The sequence below is a fragment of the Nosocomiicoccus ampullae genome (assembly GCF_019357495.1).
Classification (GTDB): domain Bacteria; phylum Bacillota; class Bacilli; order Staphylococcales; family Salinicoccaceae; genus Nosocomiicoccus; species Nosocomiicoccus ampullae.
The window spans coordinates 1534921-1549333 of the sequence record NZ_CP079110.1 but is presented as its reverse complement, the minus strand read 5'-3'; the positions used below and the strand labels follow the sequence as shown (position 1 = coordinate 1549333).

Here is a 14413-nt window from a genome sequence, read left to right as displayed (position 1 = left end):
AAAATTTAACCTCACTTTTTAACAATTTCACACATTGTGGAAAAACATATAAACAGTTGTGTGAAAAGTTATCCACACGGTTTCCACATTTGTGGATAAAACATAGTAATTTTTAATTCTTCACACTTAATTCATAAAAATTATAACTGATAGATGTTATTTTATCAATGAGTTTTAATAGATATCCACAATTCAACAAGTTATCCACAACTATTAAAATAAGTGTGTTATTTTGTGTATAAGTTATGCACAACTCGTGAATAGATGTAATTTTAAAATAAGTTATCCACAAAAAGAGGGAAGAAAACGTGAATAATCCACAGAGTATAAGGAAGATTAAACTTAAAAAATAATTGAAATGAAAAATGAATTCTGTTATCATGTAATAGTTGCTAAAATTATTGACAGAAAAATTCATATAGTAATGGATATCATGGAGGTGTAGTAATGCCTAAACGTACGTATCAACCAAATAAACGTAAACGTTCTAAAGTACACGGTTTCCGCGCGAGAATGAGCACTAAAAATGGCCGTAAAGTACTTGCACGTCGTAGAAGAAAAGGTAGAAAAGTTCTATCTGCATAATATGAAGATCATCTAGTCATAGGTGATCTTTTTTTGTGTCAATTCTTAAAGTGTCATATAATGCCTAATTTTTGTATAATATGTAATCATAGTAAGAGGTCAGTAGTTATGAAAAAAGAGTATCGTATAAAAAAACAAAAAGATTTTCAGTTTGTATTTAAAAAAGGAAAATCAGTAGCAAATCGACAATTTGTTGTTTACACAAAAGATAAAACAAATGCTGATCATTTTAGACTCGGTATTAGTGTTTCAAAAAAACTTGGAAATGCAGTAAAAAGAAACCAGATTAAACGCTGGATTCGTTCATTTTTTACAAACTATAAGGATACATTAAAGACAACTGAATATATTGTGATTGCAAGACAACCAGTTAAAGATATGGATTATCATGACATTGAAAAATCTTTATTGCATGTGTTGCGAATCGCAAAATGCATAAAATAATGGAGGGTTGACAAGTGTACAAAGTTTATACAGGCGAAACAGTTGAAGATGCGCTTCAAAAAGGTCTGAGTGATTTAAATGTAGAAGAAAATGATATTAATATCGATGTTTTAGAAGAAGGCTCTAAAGGTTTTTTAGGATTTATGAAAAAAGAAGCTAAAGTTAAACTAACAATAATAAATCCAGAACTAAAACAATTATACTCTATTGAAGATATACAAAATAGATATCAAGAAGAACAAAAAGTAGAAGAACGAAAAGAAACAATTGTTGAAACTAAACCCGAAATAAAAGAAATAGATGAAGATGAAATAGATGAAACACTACCTGAAGATGAGACAGATGTAAAAAAGCCATCGCTTACTTTTGAAGAAGCGGTTGAAAGTACTGCGAATTATATTCAATCAGTTATTACAGAGATGGATATTTCAAACTATACAGATTTCACTATCAAAGATAGAGAAGTAACAATTGAAATCTTCTCAAAAACGGCTGCGAAAGTCATCGGTAAACGAGGGACGACTTTAAATGCTTTAGGTGAAATTGCTCAACATTACTTCAATAGAATCTACAGAGGATATGGAAGAATCATTTTAGACACAGAAAATTACCGAGAAAAGCGTAAAGAAACACTCGAAAATCTAGCAATTAATATGTCAAAAAAAGCAGTGAGAACAGACTTACCAGTCCATCTAGAACCGATGCCTGCTTACGAAAGAAAAATAATTCATAACGCTCTTTATAACGTTACAAATATTAAAACATACTCGAGTGGTAAAGAGCCAAATCGTCATATTGTTATCGAAAAGGAATAAGGTGATGAGTGATGCAATTTGATACAATTTCAAGCATATCGACACCTGTAGGTGAAGGTGCGATCGCTATTGTTAGGCTTTCTGGTGAAGATGCGGTTGATATTGCTGACCGTTTATATAAAGGTAAGAAAAGCTTAAAAGAGGTCGACTCACACACGATTAACTACGGGCATATTGTCGATCCAAAAACAGAAGAAGTAATCGAAGAAGTAATGGTGGCCGTTATGCGTGCACCGAGAACTTATACACGTGAAGATATTGTAGAAATTAACTGTCACGGTGGGATTCATACGATTAACCATATTCTTCAGCTCACGTTACAAAATGGCGCGACGATGGCAGAGCCAGGTGAATTTACAAAACGAGCGTTTTTAAATGGGCGTATTGATTTATCTCAAGCTGAAGGAATTATGGATTTCATTCGATCAAAAACAGACGATGCTTCTAAAATAGCGAATCAACAAATGCAAGGACGTTTAAAAGAATATATTGAAAGACTGCGTCAAGAAATATTAGAAGTACTCGCTCAAGTTGAAGTTAATATCGACTATCCAGAGTACGATGACGTTGAGGAAGCAACGACACGTCAATTACTCGAAGAATCACAAAAAATCAAAGAAGAAATTGAAGACTTATTAAAATCTTCACGCGAAGGACGTATTTTACGTGAAGGGCTAAATACAGTTATTGTTGGAAAACCAAACGTTGGTAAAAGTTCATTATTAAACTATCTGATTCAAGATAACCGAGCGATTGTTACAGATATTGCAGGAACGACGAGAGATATTCTAGAAGAATACGTCAATGTGAATGGAATTCCATTAAAACTTGTTGATACCGCAGGAATTCGTGAAACTGAAGATGTCGTTGAACGTATCGGAGTTGAAAGATCACGTGAAGCATTAAATAATGCAGAATTGATTTTATATTTACTCGACAACACTCAAGGTTTTTCATCAGAAGATGAGGAAATTTTAGATGTATTAAAAGACAGAAATGTAATTATCATTGTGAATAAAATGGATTTAGACGGAAAAATTGATATAAAAGATATGGAATCAAAATACGACTTTCCAGTCGTACTCACTTCAATTACTGAAGGTACAGGAATCAAAAGTCTAGAAGAAGGAATAAAACAACTCTTCTTTAGCGGAGGATTATCACTACAAGATTCAACATATGTTTCAAATAACCGTCACATTCACTTATTAGAGCAAGCGAATAATAGTATTAGTGACGCAATCGAAGCAGCAGAAATGGATATACCTGTAGATATGATTCAAATCGATTTAGTTAAAACGTGGCAATTACTTGGTGAAGTAATTGGACAAGACGTTTCAGAAGAATTGATTGATCAGTTATTTAGTCAATTCTGTTTAGGAAAATAGGAGGAAATAGATATGGAGCATAATAGATACGATGTAATTGTTGTCGGCGCAGGACATGCTGGAATTGAAGCAGGTCTTGCCACAGCTCGTAAAGGGTTAAAAACTTTAATGCTGACAATTAACCTAGATAATATTGCTTTTATGCCATGCAACCCGTCAGTAGGGGGACCTGCAAAAGGAATCGTCGTGAGAGAAGTAGATGCTCTTGGCGGAGAAATGGCAAAAGTCGTCGATAAAACTAATATTCAAATGCGCATGTTAAATACAGGTAAAGGACCTGCAGTCCGTGCGTTACGCGCTCAAGCAGACAAACTCGACTATCAAAAAGAAATGAAGCAAATACTTGAAGATGAAGAAAACTTAGATATTTTACAAGCGATGGTCGACGATTTAATTATCGAAGATAATAAAGTCAAAGGTGTTCGTACAAATATTAAAACAGAATACTTTAGTGACGTTGTGATTATTACAACAGGAACATTTTTACGCGGTGAAATTATTTTAGGCAACTTAAAATATTCATCCGGTCCAAACCACCAAATGCCATCACTTAAACTTGCAGACAACTTAAAAGAACTTGGTTTTGATATCGTACGCTTTAAAACGGGTACACCGCCACGTGTCAACAAAGACTCAATTGATTATGAAGAAACAGAAATTCAACCAGGTGACGATGTACCGCGAGCATTTAGTTATGACACGAAAGAGTTTAATATGAATCAACTTCCATGCTGGTTAACACATACAAATGAATTTACGCACGAAATCATTAACGATAACCTGCATCTTTCAGCGATGTATTCTGGACTTATCGAAGGTACAGGTCCAAGATATTGTCCATCAATTGAAGATAAAATCGTAAGATTTAATGATAAACCACGTCATCAAATTTTCTTAGAGCCTGAAGGTAGACATACAAAAGAAGTGTACGTTCAAGGGCTTTCAACAAGTATGCCAGAACACGTTCAACATGAAATGTTGAAAACAATACCTGGACTTAAAAATGCACGTATGATGCGTACAGGTTATGCAATTGAATATGATGCGATTGTTCCAACACAGTTATGGCCAACACTTGAAACGAAGAAAATAGAAAACTTATTTACAGCAGGACAAATTAACGGTACAAGTGGTTACGAAGAAGCGGCAGCACAAGGAATTATTGCTGGAATTAATGCGGCAAACAAATTACTTGGTAAAGAGCCATTAGTTCTAAGCCGTACGGATGCATATATTGGAGTATTAATCGATGACCTTGTAACAAAAGGTACACAAGAACCATATAGACTTTTAACGTCACGTGCAGAACATCGTTTAATTTTACGTCACGACAACGCAGATTTACGACTCACTGAAATTGGTTATAGAGAAGGTCTAATTTCTGAAGCGCGTTATGAAAGATTTCAAGACAAAAAAGCACGTATTGAAAAAGAACTAGATAGACTTTCTAACATACGTATTAAACCAAACGATCACACACAAAGTATTATTGAAAGTAAAGGCGGATCTAAGTTAAAAGATGGCATTTTAGCAAGAGACTTACTTCGTCGTCCAGAAATGACATATAGCGATATTTTAAACATACTTGAAGAAGAATCTCATTTAACACCAGAAGAAGAAGAACAAATTGAAATTCAAATTAAATACGATGGTTATATTAAAAAATCATTAACTCAAGTTGATAAAATGAAACGTATGGAACAAAAAAGAATTCCGGACAATATTGATTACGACGCGATTCATTCACTAGCAACAGAAGCTCGTGATAAACTAAAAGAAGTAAGACCTTTAGATATCGCACAAGCATCTAGAATCTCTGGAGTGAATCCAGCAGACATTTCTATATTACTCGTTTATATTGAGCAAGGTAAAATAGCGAAAATACAAGATTAAAGGCTTATAATAAGCCTTTTTTCTTAAGTTTAGAGGGAATAAGATGACAAAAGATGAGTTTGTAGATTACTTACGTAAAGAAGGTATCGAAGTTACTGAAGACCAGATGAGACAGTTCGACACATATTTTAATATGCTCGTCGAATGGAACAAAAAAATGAATTTAACAGCGATTACTGAAGAAAAAGAAGTGTACGAAAAGCATTTCTATGACTCAATTACACCATTATTTTTCTTAGATATTGAAGAAGATACATCAATTTGTGACGTTGGAGCTGGTGCTGGTTTCCCGTCATTACCAATGAAAATTATTCGTCCAGATTTAAAAATCACAATCGTCGATTCATTAAAAAAACGAATCAATTTTTTAAATGAGTTAACAGCAAACTTAAATCTAGATAAAATAACACTTGTCCATGATCGTGCAGAAACATTTGGCCAACACGGTCAGCGTCATATGTTTGATATCGTAACTGCACGTGCAGTCGCAAGACTAAATGTTTTACTCGAGTTATGTTTACCACTTGTACGTACTGGTGGACGTTTAATCGTGTTAAAAGGACAAAGAGCAGAAGAAGAATTAAAAGAAGCAGAATTTTCATTAGAATTACTCGGCGGGGAGTTAAGCCAAGTGTTCTCATTATCTCTTCCAGACGAAAATAGTGAAAGATTTATAATTGAATTTGATAAAAAACGTAAAACACCAAGAGATTATCCAAGAAAACCCGGAACACCAAACAAAAAACCATTGATAAAGTAAAGGGGGATTCACGTTGAAAAAACCATTTTCAAAGCTTTTTAATCTACTTGATAAAACGGATCATCATACAGAAGATAAAATTGAAAATATACCAGTTGAAAAAATAGTACCAAATAGATTTCAACCGAGAAAAGTATTCGATAAAAAATCGATTAAAGAATTAGCAGATTCAATTAAAGTTCATGGACTACTTCAACCGATTACTTTGAGACCAATCGAAGAAGGTATGTATGAAATTATCGCTGGAGAACGTAGATTTAGAGCCGTAAAGTCATTAAATTTTGAAAATGTTGAAGCAATCATCCGCTACTTTACTGATCAAGAAGCAGCGATTATCGCAATTATTGAAAATATTCAACGTGAAGACCTATCTCCCTTTGAAGAAGCGTTAGCATATAAAGATCTTCTATCGATGGATGATGTGACTCAAAAAGATTTAGCAGAATCACTTGGTAAAAGTCAGTCATTTATCGCTAATAAGTTAAGACTTTTAAAGTTATCTGAACCCGTTATAACGGCGTTACAAAATAGTGAAATCACTGAAAGACATGCGAGAACAATGCTTTCTTTAGATAACGCTATGCAGTATGAAGTGTTAGACAAAGTACGACAAAAAGACTTAACGGTAAAAGATACTGAACTACTTGTTAAAAACCGAGTGAAGAAAAAAGAGACTCAAATAAACTTTAACGATAATATGAGTTTCGTTTTAAATGATTTGGATAATCAAATAGAAAAGATAAAAAATCAAGGGTATGACGTCATTTACGACAAAGGTGAGGATGACGAAGAATACACAATTAAAATACGTATAAAAAAATAGGGAGATGCAGAAATGAGTGAACTTAAAAAAATTAACGTTTCTGACATCAAAAAAAACCCGTATCAACCACGCACAAATTTTAATGAAAAAGATTTAGAATCTCTTAAACAATCAATTGAAGAAAACGGACTACTTCAACCAATTACTGTACGTAAAAGTGTGTTCGGTTATACTTTAATTGCCGGTGAAAGAAGATGGCGTGCATTTAAATCGCTAAATCGTTCGAAAATTGATGCGATTGTTAAAGAAATGTCAGACGAAGAAATGATGACTTATGCAATTCTTGAAAACTTACAACGTGAAGATTTAGATCCCTTTGAAGAAGCGATAAGTTATAAGCGATTTATGGATAGTTTAAATATTAACCAATCAGAAGCAGCTAAAAGACTTGGCAAATCAAGATCTTACATCGCCAATATGATTCGTCTATTAAATTTACCAAATTCGGTTATATCTATGATTCAACAAAATAAGTTAACAACCGCACATGGCCGCACATTACTCTCATTAAAAGATCCATTAGTTATTGAAGAATCTGCAAAAAAAGTAATGAGAGAAAAGTGGAGTGTAAGGGAAACGGAAAAGTTCGTTCGCAAGTTCGAACATACACCTAAAAAAGAAGTGACATATACTTCAAAACCAACTGCTATAAAACGAACAGAAGAATCACTCAAACATCAATTAGGAACAAATGTTGAAATTAAGCAAGTTGGGAATAAAGGTCAAATTGTTTTATCTTTTACAAGTATCGATGAATATAAACGACTCATTAAATTATTAAATGAAAAAGGAGAATAATAGATGTCTTTTAGCTGGTTAACATTAATGGCACAGGAATCAGAAGGTGTCGAAGCAATTGAAAAACCGATGGATACTGGATTTTTAAATACAATATGGGAAAAAATGACATCTGTAGATCTATGGATTAATATTGGTGAACGTGTTCTATGGTCGATTGTGTTTATTATTGTTGGAATGATTATTATTAGTGTTGTTAATAGAGTTATTGAAAACTTCTTAATGAGAAGAATACGTCTTAGAAACTCAAAAGCACATAAAAGTTCAAAGAGAAATAAAACACTCGTTAGTATGCTACAAAATACAGTCACAGTCTTTGGGTGGTTCGTAATCGTTGTTACGATATTAGAAACATTTAACATACCTGTTGGGACATTACTCGCCGGAGCAGGGATTGCTGGGTTAGCAATTGGTTTTGGCGCACAGAGTTTAGTAAAAGATATGATTACAGGATTTTTTATTATTTTAGAAAATCAGTTCGATAAAGGTGATTTCGTTAGAGTAACTAATCTAGGTGGAACTGTTGCAGAAGGACAAGTTGTTTACTTAGGTCTTAGAAGCTCTAGAATTTTAGGGTACAACTCTGAAATGTATATGATACCAAATGGTACAATAGGAGAAGTTGTCAATTACTCAAAAGAAAACACAGTTGCTTTCTTAGATTTTTTCTTACCAATTGATGCAGATGTTCGTCGTGTAGAACGTATCTTAAGTGTTTATTTAGAAGAAAATTGGCAGAAAAACGAAAATATTATCGAACCACCAGAATTAATTGGTGTGCAAGATTTTGTGAGTGGACAATTACAATATAGAATTATGTTTGTTACTCGACCGATGGAACACTTACAAGTAATGCGTGATTACCGTATTAACATACAATCACATCTTCAAAATAATGGTATAACTTTAGGTGTACCATCTATTGAATTTAACGAAGAAGAACAACAATGAGGTAAAAATATGAGTAAGGAATTTCAGCTAGGTAGTATTGTCGAAATGAAAAAGCCCCATCCTTGTGGGAACAATGAATTTAAAGTGACACGACTTGGTGCAGATATTAAAGTAAAATGTACGGAATGTGATCGTACGATTATGTTGCCAAGACAAGATTTTTTAAAACGATTAAAAAACGTGAAGCAATTTTAATTTGAGGAGAGAATATAATGTCATTAACAGCAGGTATTGTCGGTTTACCAAACGTCGGTAAATCTACATTATTTAACGCAATTACTAAAGCGGGAGCACTCGCAGCAAACTATCCGTTCGCAACAATTGATCCAAACGTTGGAATTGTTGACGTACCAGATGAACGTTTAAACAAATTAACTGAAATCGTCGTACCTAAAAAAACTGTCCCAACAGCATTTGAGTTTACAGATATCGCTGGAATTGTAAAAGGCGCATCAAAAGGTGAGGGACTTGGAAATAAGTTCTTATCTCACATCCGTGAAGTAGATGCGATTTGTCAAGTTGTTCGTGCGTTTGATGACGATAATATCACACACGTTTCAGGTAAAATTGACCCAATAGACGATATTGAAGTTATCAATATGGAGTTAATTTTTGCAGATTTAGAAAGTATCGAAAGACGCTTACCACGTGTTGAAAAAATGGCACGTCAAAAAGATAAAGACGCTATGTTTGAGACTGACACATTAACAAAAATTAAAAATGCACTCGAAGAAAATAAACCAGTCCGTTCAGTTTCACTTACAGACGATGAAAAAGCAGTTGTAAAACATTTAAACTTTTTAACACAAAAACCTATTATATACGTTGCGAACGTTGCTGAAGACGAATTAACAGATTTAGAAAATAATGAGTACTTAAAACAAGTGACAGAGTATGCAGAAGCTGAAGGTGCACAAGTTGTTCCTGTTTCAGCAAAAGTTGAAGAAGAAATGGCAGTTCTAGATGATGAAGATAAACAAGAATTTTTAGAAGCACTCGGATTAGAAGAGTCAGGGCTGGATAAATTAATCCGTCAAACTTATGATTTATTAGGACTTGCAACATATTTTACAGCAGGTGTACAAGAAGTACGCGCATGGACATTCAAAAAAGGAATGACTGCACCAGAATGTGCTGGTATTATCCACACAGACTTCCAAAAAGGATTCATTCGTGCAGAAGTAATGAGTTACGACGATCTTGTTGAACTCGGAAGTGAGTCGGCTGTTAAAGAAGCTGGTAAATCACGCCTCGAAGGTAAAGACTATATTATGCAAGACGGTGACGTCGTACACTTTAGATTTAACGTATAAAAATTAGAGGAATAGTTATATTAACAATTGTATTTTGTAAATCTAACTGGTATAATATCTGATTGTGAGTAATGAAAATTATTCCTTGCCAAAACGAGTGTTTTGGCCGCAAAGTCCATAAGGAGGTGTAAAGATGAAAAGAGCATACGAGATTTTATATATCGTACGTCCGGACATGGAAGAAGACGCAGTTAAACAATTAGTTGAACGTTTTGACGAAGTGCTTACTTCTAACGGTGCTGAAATCATCGAATCTAAAGAGTGGGGTAAACGTCGTTTAGCTTACGAAATCGAAGACTATAAAGACGGTTTATACCAAATTGTTAAATTAGATGCAGATGATTCTAAAGCAGTTGATGAGTTCGATCGTCTTGCTAAAATTAGTAACGACATCATTCGTCACATCGTTGTTCGCGACGAAGAACGTGAAGAAAACAAGTAATGAATAAAAAATGGAGATGATTACATGCTGAATCGTGTCGTTTTAGTTGGCCGTCTCACAAGAGACCCTGAGCTTCGTATGAGTCAAAGCGGTATTGCGGTTGGTAATTTCAATTTAGCAGTGAATAGACCATTTACTGACAGAAACGGAGAGCGTGGTGCTGACTTTATTAACTGTGTTGTATTTAGAAAACAAGCAGAGAATGTCAAAAACTTCGTTCAAAAAGGTAGTCTAGTCGGTGTAGATGGTAGACTTCAATCACGTAGCTATGAGAACAAAGAGGGCCAAAGAGTATATGTTACAGAAGTTGTTTGTGACAGTGTTCAGTTCTTAGAACCGAAAAATCGACAAGGCAGCGGTAATCAGGCAAATCATGCGGCAGAAAGTTATTCTGAACCGTATAACAGCGGAAATCAGTCATATGGATCTCGTGAACCTGAGAATCCATTCGCGAACTCTACAGGTAATGTAGATATTAGTGAAGATGATTTACCGTTTTAATAGGGAATTTAATTTTATAACTACAAGTGTATGTGTGTAAGTAGTGTTAAAACTGAAATCAATGTGTGGATTTCGGTGTGTGCAAACCGAGACAATCGTCTCGGTTTATTTTTTTACATAATATAATAAAAATTTTATAATTAGTGTGTAATGGCAAAATTTAAGGAGTATATTTTATGAGTTTTAAAAGTGGAAATAAATCCATATTACTATTCGTTTTAATGTCGTTATTTGTTATATTAACTGCGTGTCAAAATAGTAATTCATCAAATGAAGAAGAATCGAAGCCATCTGAAGAAAAAAGTGAAGAAAATGAAGAAGTTAAAACATTAGAACCAGAAGTCGTTAATGTATATGTAAGAGAAAATTTAAAAGACCCATTTGACGAAGTGATTAAAAACTTTGAAGAAAATCATGAGGACATTAAGTTAAACGTTCAATACATGAAAAATGACGAAATGATGGAAGAAGCAGTCAATAATGATAAGAATGCAATTGCATTTACAACAGAAGATGTTGTGAATAATCTTATTGATGAAAATATGATCGAATATAAAGATACAGGCGTAGCGATGATGGATGAATTGGTGTTATTCACTAAAGCAGATTCTTCTGATATTCAAAAAGCTGGTGATATTGGAAATGAAACACGAATTGCTATCTTAAACCCTGAGTTTTATGAAGAGGGAGAGTTAAGCAAAAAAGTGTTTGAAAATGAAGAATTTAAAGACGTTAGTACAACAGATAACCTTATTCTTGGTGATAGTATAGAAGATGTAAAACAAGATATTACTAATGAAAACGCAAAAGTCGGTGTACTTTATTTATCTGATGTTGAGGATGATGAAAACTACGAAGTACTCAAACGATTACCTCGAAACATTGTTGAACCTTATATTTACAAAATAGGAATCATTAATAAGGAAGGTCTCGAGAACAGTACAAAAACTGTTTACGATTATCTTTTATCTAATGACAGTTTAGACGTGTTTTCTGAGTATGGGTATATCATTTAAATGAAGCGGTTATCATTAATAGCATTAGCATTTATATTGTTAGCATCTTGTAGTACTGATAATGTAACGGAAGATTCAAGCTCTGTAGATACAATTACAATTTCTGCAGCAGCGAGTTTACAAGATGCATTAAATGAAGCAATTGAAGAATATAATAAAGATAACGATATTAACATTGATATTAATTACGGTGGTTCGGGTGCGTTACGTGAACAAATTTTAAAAGGCGCTCCAGTTGATTTATTTATTTCAGCGTCACAAGATGATTTTAAACAAGTTGAAGACGAAGGTTTAATTATAGAGAAAAAAGATTATCTCGAGAACAAACTCGTTTTAATTTGTCCTGATGATAGTACTACAGTCAACTCGATTGCTGATTTAAAAAATGCAGAACAAATCGCAATTGGTGAAGTAGATACAGTTCCAGCAGGTAAATATGCGAAAGAAGCATTTACATCATTAAATATCTTTGATGAGTTAGAAAATAAATATATTTACGTGAGTGACGTACGTGCAGTGTTAACATACGTCGCACAAGGCGAAGTTGATGCTGGTGTTGTATATGAAACAGATGCAAAAACTGAAGAAGATAATATAGATATTGTAGATGAATTTGGCAAAGATACACATACACCAATTATCTATCCAATCGGAACATTAAGTGACTCAAAAGAAGTTAAAGCATTTTATGATTTCTTAAATGAAGATAGTACGTTAGAAATTTTTAAAAAATACGGATTTACTATAGAGTAGGTTTAATATGAATATTACTGACATGGCCTTTTGGACACCAGTAATTTTATCGTTAAAAGTTGCATCAGTTGCACTTATACTTGCATTTACGTTTGGAGTACTAACTGCGCGACTCATGACAAAGTATCAATTCAAGGGTAAAGTCGTTTTAGAAACGATTTTAATGTTACCACTTGTACTACCACCAACAGTTGTTGGTTTTATATTGATTATCATTTTTGGTAAAAATTCATTTATTGGTCAACTTATACAGTTGGTATTCGATCATGGAATTTTATTTACAGTATATGCAGCGATTATCGCGAGTACAGTTGTTGCATTTCCATTAATGTATCAGTCTGCTAAAAATGGATTTTTATCGATTGATGAACATATTATTGAAGCGGCACGTGTAGATGGAAACTCAGACATGCGTATATTTTTTAAAATTATCATTCCACTATCAAAAAACTTACTCATCACAGGAGCGATGTTAAGTTTTGCGCGTGCACTTGGAGAATTTGGTGCGACATTAATGTTTGCTGGCAACATACCAGGTAAAACTCAAACACTTCCAACAGCTGTATATTCGGCGATTCAATCAGGAAATATGACACTTGCTTGGTTATGGGTAATTTCTATTATTACAATTAGTTTTGTAATGATGTTATTTATACGAGTTAAAGAAAATTGACATTAAATTTTAAAACATATATAATAATAACGCACATAAAACACACTATTATACACGTTTTGAACATGTAGTTATAGATACGTTTCGATCACACACATCGAATATAATCTATGATTAAGAGGAGGATTACTATGGCAGGTCCAAGAAGAGGCGGTCGTCGTCGTAGAAAAGTTTGCTACTTTACTGCAAACGGAATTACGCACATCGACTACAAAGAAGTAGATCTTCTGAAAAAATTCATTTCAGAACGTGGTAAAATTTTACCAAGACGTGTAACAGGTACTTCAGCGAAGTATCAACGTCAGTTAACAACTGCAATTAAACGTGCACGTCACATGGGATTACTTCCTTTCGTTAAAGAAGAAGCTTAATTCTAAAGAACTCCACTGTATAAGAATTACAGTGGAGTTTTTTAATTATTAATTATTTTTATTGTTTTCTTTTTCGGTAAAAGAAAGTTCTGAATTTAAACCATAATCATCTAATATTTCTAAGAATTCTTCATCTTTTGATGAGTTCTTGACATCAGTATTCTCTTCTTTTCTATAGTCACTCATTTTATTATTTGAAGTGTCTTCTTCAAAATTTTTAACGACTAAAATAATTTTTCCATTTTTTAATGCCTCATGATAAATGTTATATTCTTCTAAATCAAAATCAAATCGGCGTGAAATTAGTTCTTCAGAATTTTTATTAAATAATTTCCCGAGAAATTTCTCCCAAATAGATCCATCACCTTTAACAAATTCAATATCTTTATATGGCTTAAATTCTGCAGATGGCCTTTCCTTACTTATAACAGTCATATCTTTTGTTTTTACACGTTCTAATTTTAGATTTTTGATTTTTTGAATGAGTGATTTTTCATCTTTAAATGTATAAATTTGCATAAACAGTCACCTAATCCTTAGTCTATTTAAATAAATCATAACATAATCATAGCTCTAATTAATTTATAATAAACGTGTATATTGTCTTTTTTAAAGTCATCATATATATTTTATATAAATAATTATATGAGGTAAAATTATGCTGAAAGAAATGATAGTATTTTTAAAAGAAAAGCGTTCACTATTACAATGGACACAATGTGATTTATCTTCTGAAAGTGCAATTAGCCAAACAGTAATTTCAAGAATTGAGAACGGACACGATACTGGAAGTATTCGTGAGTTTTTTATGTTATTAGAAACATTAGACATTGACGAGATGAATTTATTGAGAGACTCGATTTAATTAGTCCAAGAAAACGACTGGA

The 14413-nt window shown here is 33.2% G+C and carries 19 protein-coding genes; 18 read left to right on the top strand and 1 reads right to left on the bottom strand.

The genetic code is table 11. The features are described 5' to 3' along the window. The first annotated feature begins 447 nt into the window (after positions 1-447). The 17 genes from rpmH (at position 448) to rpsR (ending at position 13526) form a co-directional block, all read left to right on the top strand. A complete protein-coding gene (gene rpmH / locus KPF49_RS08020) occupies positions 448-585 on the top strand; it encodes a 50S ribosomal protein L34 (RefSeq protein WP_040928948.1) in 138 nt (45 codons plus the stop codon). Between the two features lie 108 nt (positions 586-693). Next, positions 694-1029, top strand: a complete 336-nt coding sequence (gene rnpA, locus KPF49_RS08015; protein WP_183672896.1) for a ribonuclease P protein component — start codon at positions 694-696, stop codon at positions 1027-1029. Between the two features lie 14 nt (positions 1030-1043). Beyond that, a complete protein-coding gene (gene jag / locus KPF49_RS08010) occupies positions 1044-1844 on the top strand; it encodes an RNA-binding cell elongation regulator Jag/EloR (protein WP_183672895.1) in 801 nt (266 codons plus the stop codon). A gap of 11 nt (positions 1845-1855) precedes the next feature. After that, positions 1856-3232, top strand: coding sequence for a tRNA uridine-5-carboxymethylaminomethyl(34) synthesis GTPase MnmE (mnmE, locus tag KPF49_RS08005; protein ID WP_183672894.1), 1377 nt, complete (start codon positions 1856-1858; stop codon positions 3230-3232). Between the two features lie 12 nt (positions 3233-3244). Next, a complete protein-coding gene (gene mnmG / locus KPF49_RS08000) occupies positions 3245-5125 on the top strand; it encodes a tRNA uridine-5-carboxymethylaminomethyl(34) synthesis enzyme MnmG (protein ID WP_183672893.1) in 1881 nt (626 codons plus the stop codon). Positions 5126-5168: 43 nt separating this feature from the next. Continuing rightward, the gene (gene rsmG, locus KPF49_RS07995) at positions 5169-5885 is read left to right on the top strand and encodes a 16S rRNA (guanine(527)-N(7))-methyltransferase RsmG (protein WP_183672892.1); all 717 of its coding nucleotides are present in this window, start codon (positions 5169-5171) and stop codon (positions 5883-5885) included. A gap of 13 nt (positions 5886-5898) precedes the next feature. Beyond that, complete coding sequence (locus KPF49_RS07990; RefSeq protein WP_183672891.1) at positions 5899-6708, top strand: ParB/RepB/Spo0J family partition protein; 810 nt, start codon at positions 5899-5901, stop codon at positions 6706-6708. Positions 6709-6720: 12 nt separating this feature from the next. Beyond that, positions 6721-7506, top strand: coding sequence for a ParB/RepB/Spo0J family partition protein (locus KPF49_RS07985; RefSeq protein ID WP_183672890.1), 786 nt, complete (start codon positions 6721-6723; stop codon positions 7504-7506). A gap of 3 nt (positions 7507-7509) precedes the next feature. Next, the gene (locus KPF49_RS07980; RefSeq protein WP_183672889.1) at positions 7510-8457 is read left to right on the top strand and encodes a mechanosensitive ion channel family protein; all 948 of its coding nucleotides are present in this window, start codon (positions 7510-7512) and stop codon (positions 8455-8457) included. 9 nt (positions 8458-8466) lie between these two features. Next, complete coding sequence (locus KPF49_RS07975; RefSeq protein ID WP_183672888.1) at positions 8467-8652, top strand: DUF951 domain-containing protein; 186 nt, start codon at positions 8467-8469, stop codon at positions 8650-8652. Between the two features lie 17 nt (positions 8653-8669). Beyond that, on the top strand, positions 8670-9770 hold the full coding sequence (ychF, locus tag KPF49_RS07970; RefSeq protein WP_183672887.1) for a redox-regulated ATPase YchF: 1101 nt from the start codon (positions 8670-8672) through the stop codon (positions 9768-9770). 133 nt (positions 9771-9903) lie between these two features. Beyond that, entirely contained in the window at positions 9904-10212 is a 309-nt protein-coding gene (gene rpsF / locus KPF49_RS07965) for a 30S ribosomal protein S6 (RefSeq protein WP_183672886.1), read from the top strand. A gap of 24 nt (positions 10213-10236) precedes the next feature. After that, positions 10237-10713 (top strand): single-stranded DNA-binding protein, encoded by a 477-nt coding sequence (gene ssb / locus KPF49_RS07960; protein ID WP_183672885.1) that lies wholly within the window; start codon positions 10237-10239, stop codon positions 10711-10713. Between the two features lie 176 nt (positions 10714-10889). Further along, complete coding sequence (gene modA, locus KPF49_RS07955) at positions 10890-11729, top strand: molybdate ABC transporter substrate-binding protein (RefSeq protein WP_183672884.1); 840 nt, start codon at positions 10890-10892, stop codon at positions 11727-11729. Further along, the gene (gene modA / locus KPF49_RS07950; protein ID WP_183672883.1) at positions 11730-12482 is read left to right on the top strand and encodes a molybdate ABC transporter substrate-binding protein; all 753 of its coding nucleotides are present in this window, start codon (positions 11730-11732) and stop codon (positions 12480-12482) included. Between the two features lie 7 nt (positions 12483-12489). Continuing rightward, positions 12490-13155, top strand: a complete 666-nt coding sequence (gene modB / locus KPF49_RS07945; protein ID WP_183672882.1) for a molybdate ABC transporter permease subunit — start codon at positions 12490-12492, stop codon at positions 13153-13155. A 131-nt stretch (positions 13156-13286) separates the two neighbouring features. Beyond that, positions 13287-13526, top strand: a complete 240-nt coding sequence (gene rpsR / locus KPF49_RS07940; RefSeq protein WP_183672881.1) for a 30S ribosomal protein S18 — start codon at positions 13287-13289, stop codon at positions 13524-13526. 48 nt (positions 13527-13574) lie between these two features. Here the strand turns inward: rpsR and KPF49_RS07935 are convergent, their stop codons facing one another. Continuing rightward, on the bottom strand, positions 13575-14045 hold the full coding sequence (locus KPF49_RS07935; protein WP_183672880.1) for a general stress protein: 471 nt from the start codon (positions 14043-14045) through the stop codon (positions 13575-13577). Between the two features lie 139 nt (positions 14046-14184). On the opposite strand from KPF49_RS07935, the gene KPF49_RS07930 reads away from it, so the two are divergent. Continuing rightward, complete coding sequence (locus tag KPF49_RS07930) at positions 14185-14391, top strand: helix-turn-helix domain-containing protein (RefSeq protein WP_183672879.1); 207 nt, start codon at positions 14185-14187, stop codon at positions 14389-14391. Positions 14392-14413: the final 22 nt, after the last annotated feature.

What these genes read in the sequence shown, in the direction of transcription:
- rpsF (WP_183672886.1), top strand. Translation starts at nt 9,904, where the DNA reads ATGAAAAGAGCATACGAGATTTTATATATCGTACGTCCGGACATGGAA.
- KPF49_RS07975 (WP_183672888.1), top strand. Translation starts at nt 8,467, where the DNA reads ATGAGTAAGGAATTTCAGCTAGGTAGTATTGTCGAAATGAAAAAGCCC.
- modA (WP_183672883.1), top strand. Translation starts at nt 11,730, where the DNA reads ATGAAGCGGTTATCATTAATAGCATTAGCATTTATATTGTTAGCATCT.
- modA (WP_183672884.1), top strand. Translation starts at nt 10,890, where the DNA reads ATGAGTTTTAAAAGTGGAAATAAATCCATATTACTATTCGTTTTAATG.
- mnmG (WP_183672893.1), top strand. Translation starts at nt 3,245, where the DNA reads ATGGAGCATAATAGATACGATGTAATTGTTGTCGGCGCAGGACATGCT.
- KPF49_RS07930 (WP_183672879.1), top strand. Translation starts at nt 14,185, where the DNA reads ATGCTGAAAGAAATGATAGTATTTTTAAAAGAAAAGCGTTCACTATTA.
- modB (WP_183672882.1), top strand. Translation starts at nt 12,490, where the DNA reads ATGAATATTACTGACATGGCCTTTTGGACACCAGTAATTTTATCGTTA.
- rsmG (WP_183672892.1), top strand. Translation starts at nt 5,169, where the DNA reads ATGACAAAAGATGAGTTTGTAGATTACTTACGTAAAGAAGGTATCGAA.
- rpsR (WP_183672881.1), top strand. Translation starts at nt 13,287, where the DNA reads ATGGCAGGTCCAAGAAGAGGCGGTCGTCGTCGTAGAAAAGTTTGCTAC.
- KPF49_RS07935 (WP_183672880.1), bottom strand. Translation starts at nt 14,045, where the DNA reads ATGCAAATTTATACATTTAAAGATGAAAAATCACTCATTCAAAAAATC.
- KPF49_RS07980 (WP_183672889.1), top strand. Translation starts at nt 7,510, where the DNA reads ATGTCTTTTAGCTGGTTAACATTAATGGCACAGGAATCAGAAGGTGTC.
- mnmE (WP_183672894.1), top strand. Translation starts at nt 1,856, where the DNA reads ATGCAATTTGATACAATTTCAAGCATATCGACACCTGTAGGTGAAGGT.
- rpmH (WP_040928948.1), top strand. Translation starts at nt 448, where the DNA reads ATGCCTAAACGTACGTATCAACCAAATAAACGTAAACGTTCTAAAGTA.
- ssb (WP_183672885.1), top strand. Translation starts at nt 10,237, where the DNA reads ATGCTGAATCGTGTCGTTTTAGTTGGCCGTCTCACAAGAGACCCTGAG.
- KPF49_RS07985 (WP_183672890.1), top strand. Translation starts at nt 6,721, where the DNA reads ATGAGTGAACTTAAAAAAATTAACGTTTCTGACATCAAAAAAAACCCG.
- rnpA (WP_183672896.1), top strand. Translation starts at nt 694, where the DNA reads ATGAAAAAAGAGTATCGTATAAAAAAACAAAAAGATTTTCAGTTTGTA.
- ychF (WP_183672887.1), top strand. Translation starts at nt 8,670, where the DNA reads ATGTCATTAACAGCAGGTATTGTCGGTTTACCAAACGTCGGTAAATCT.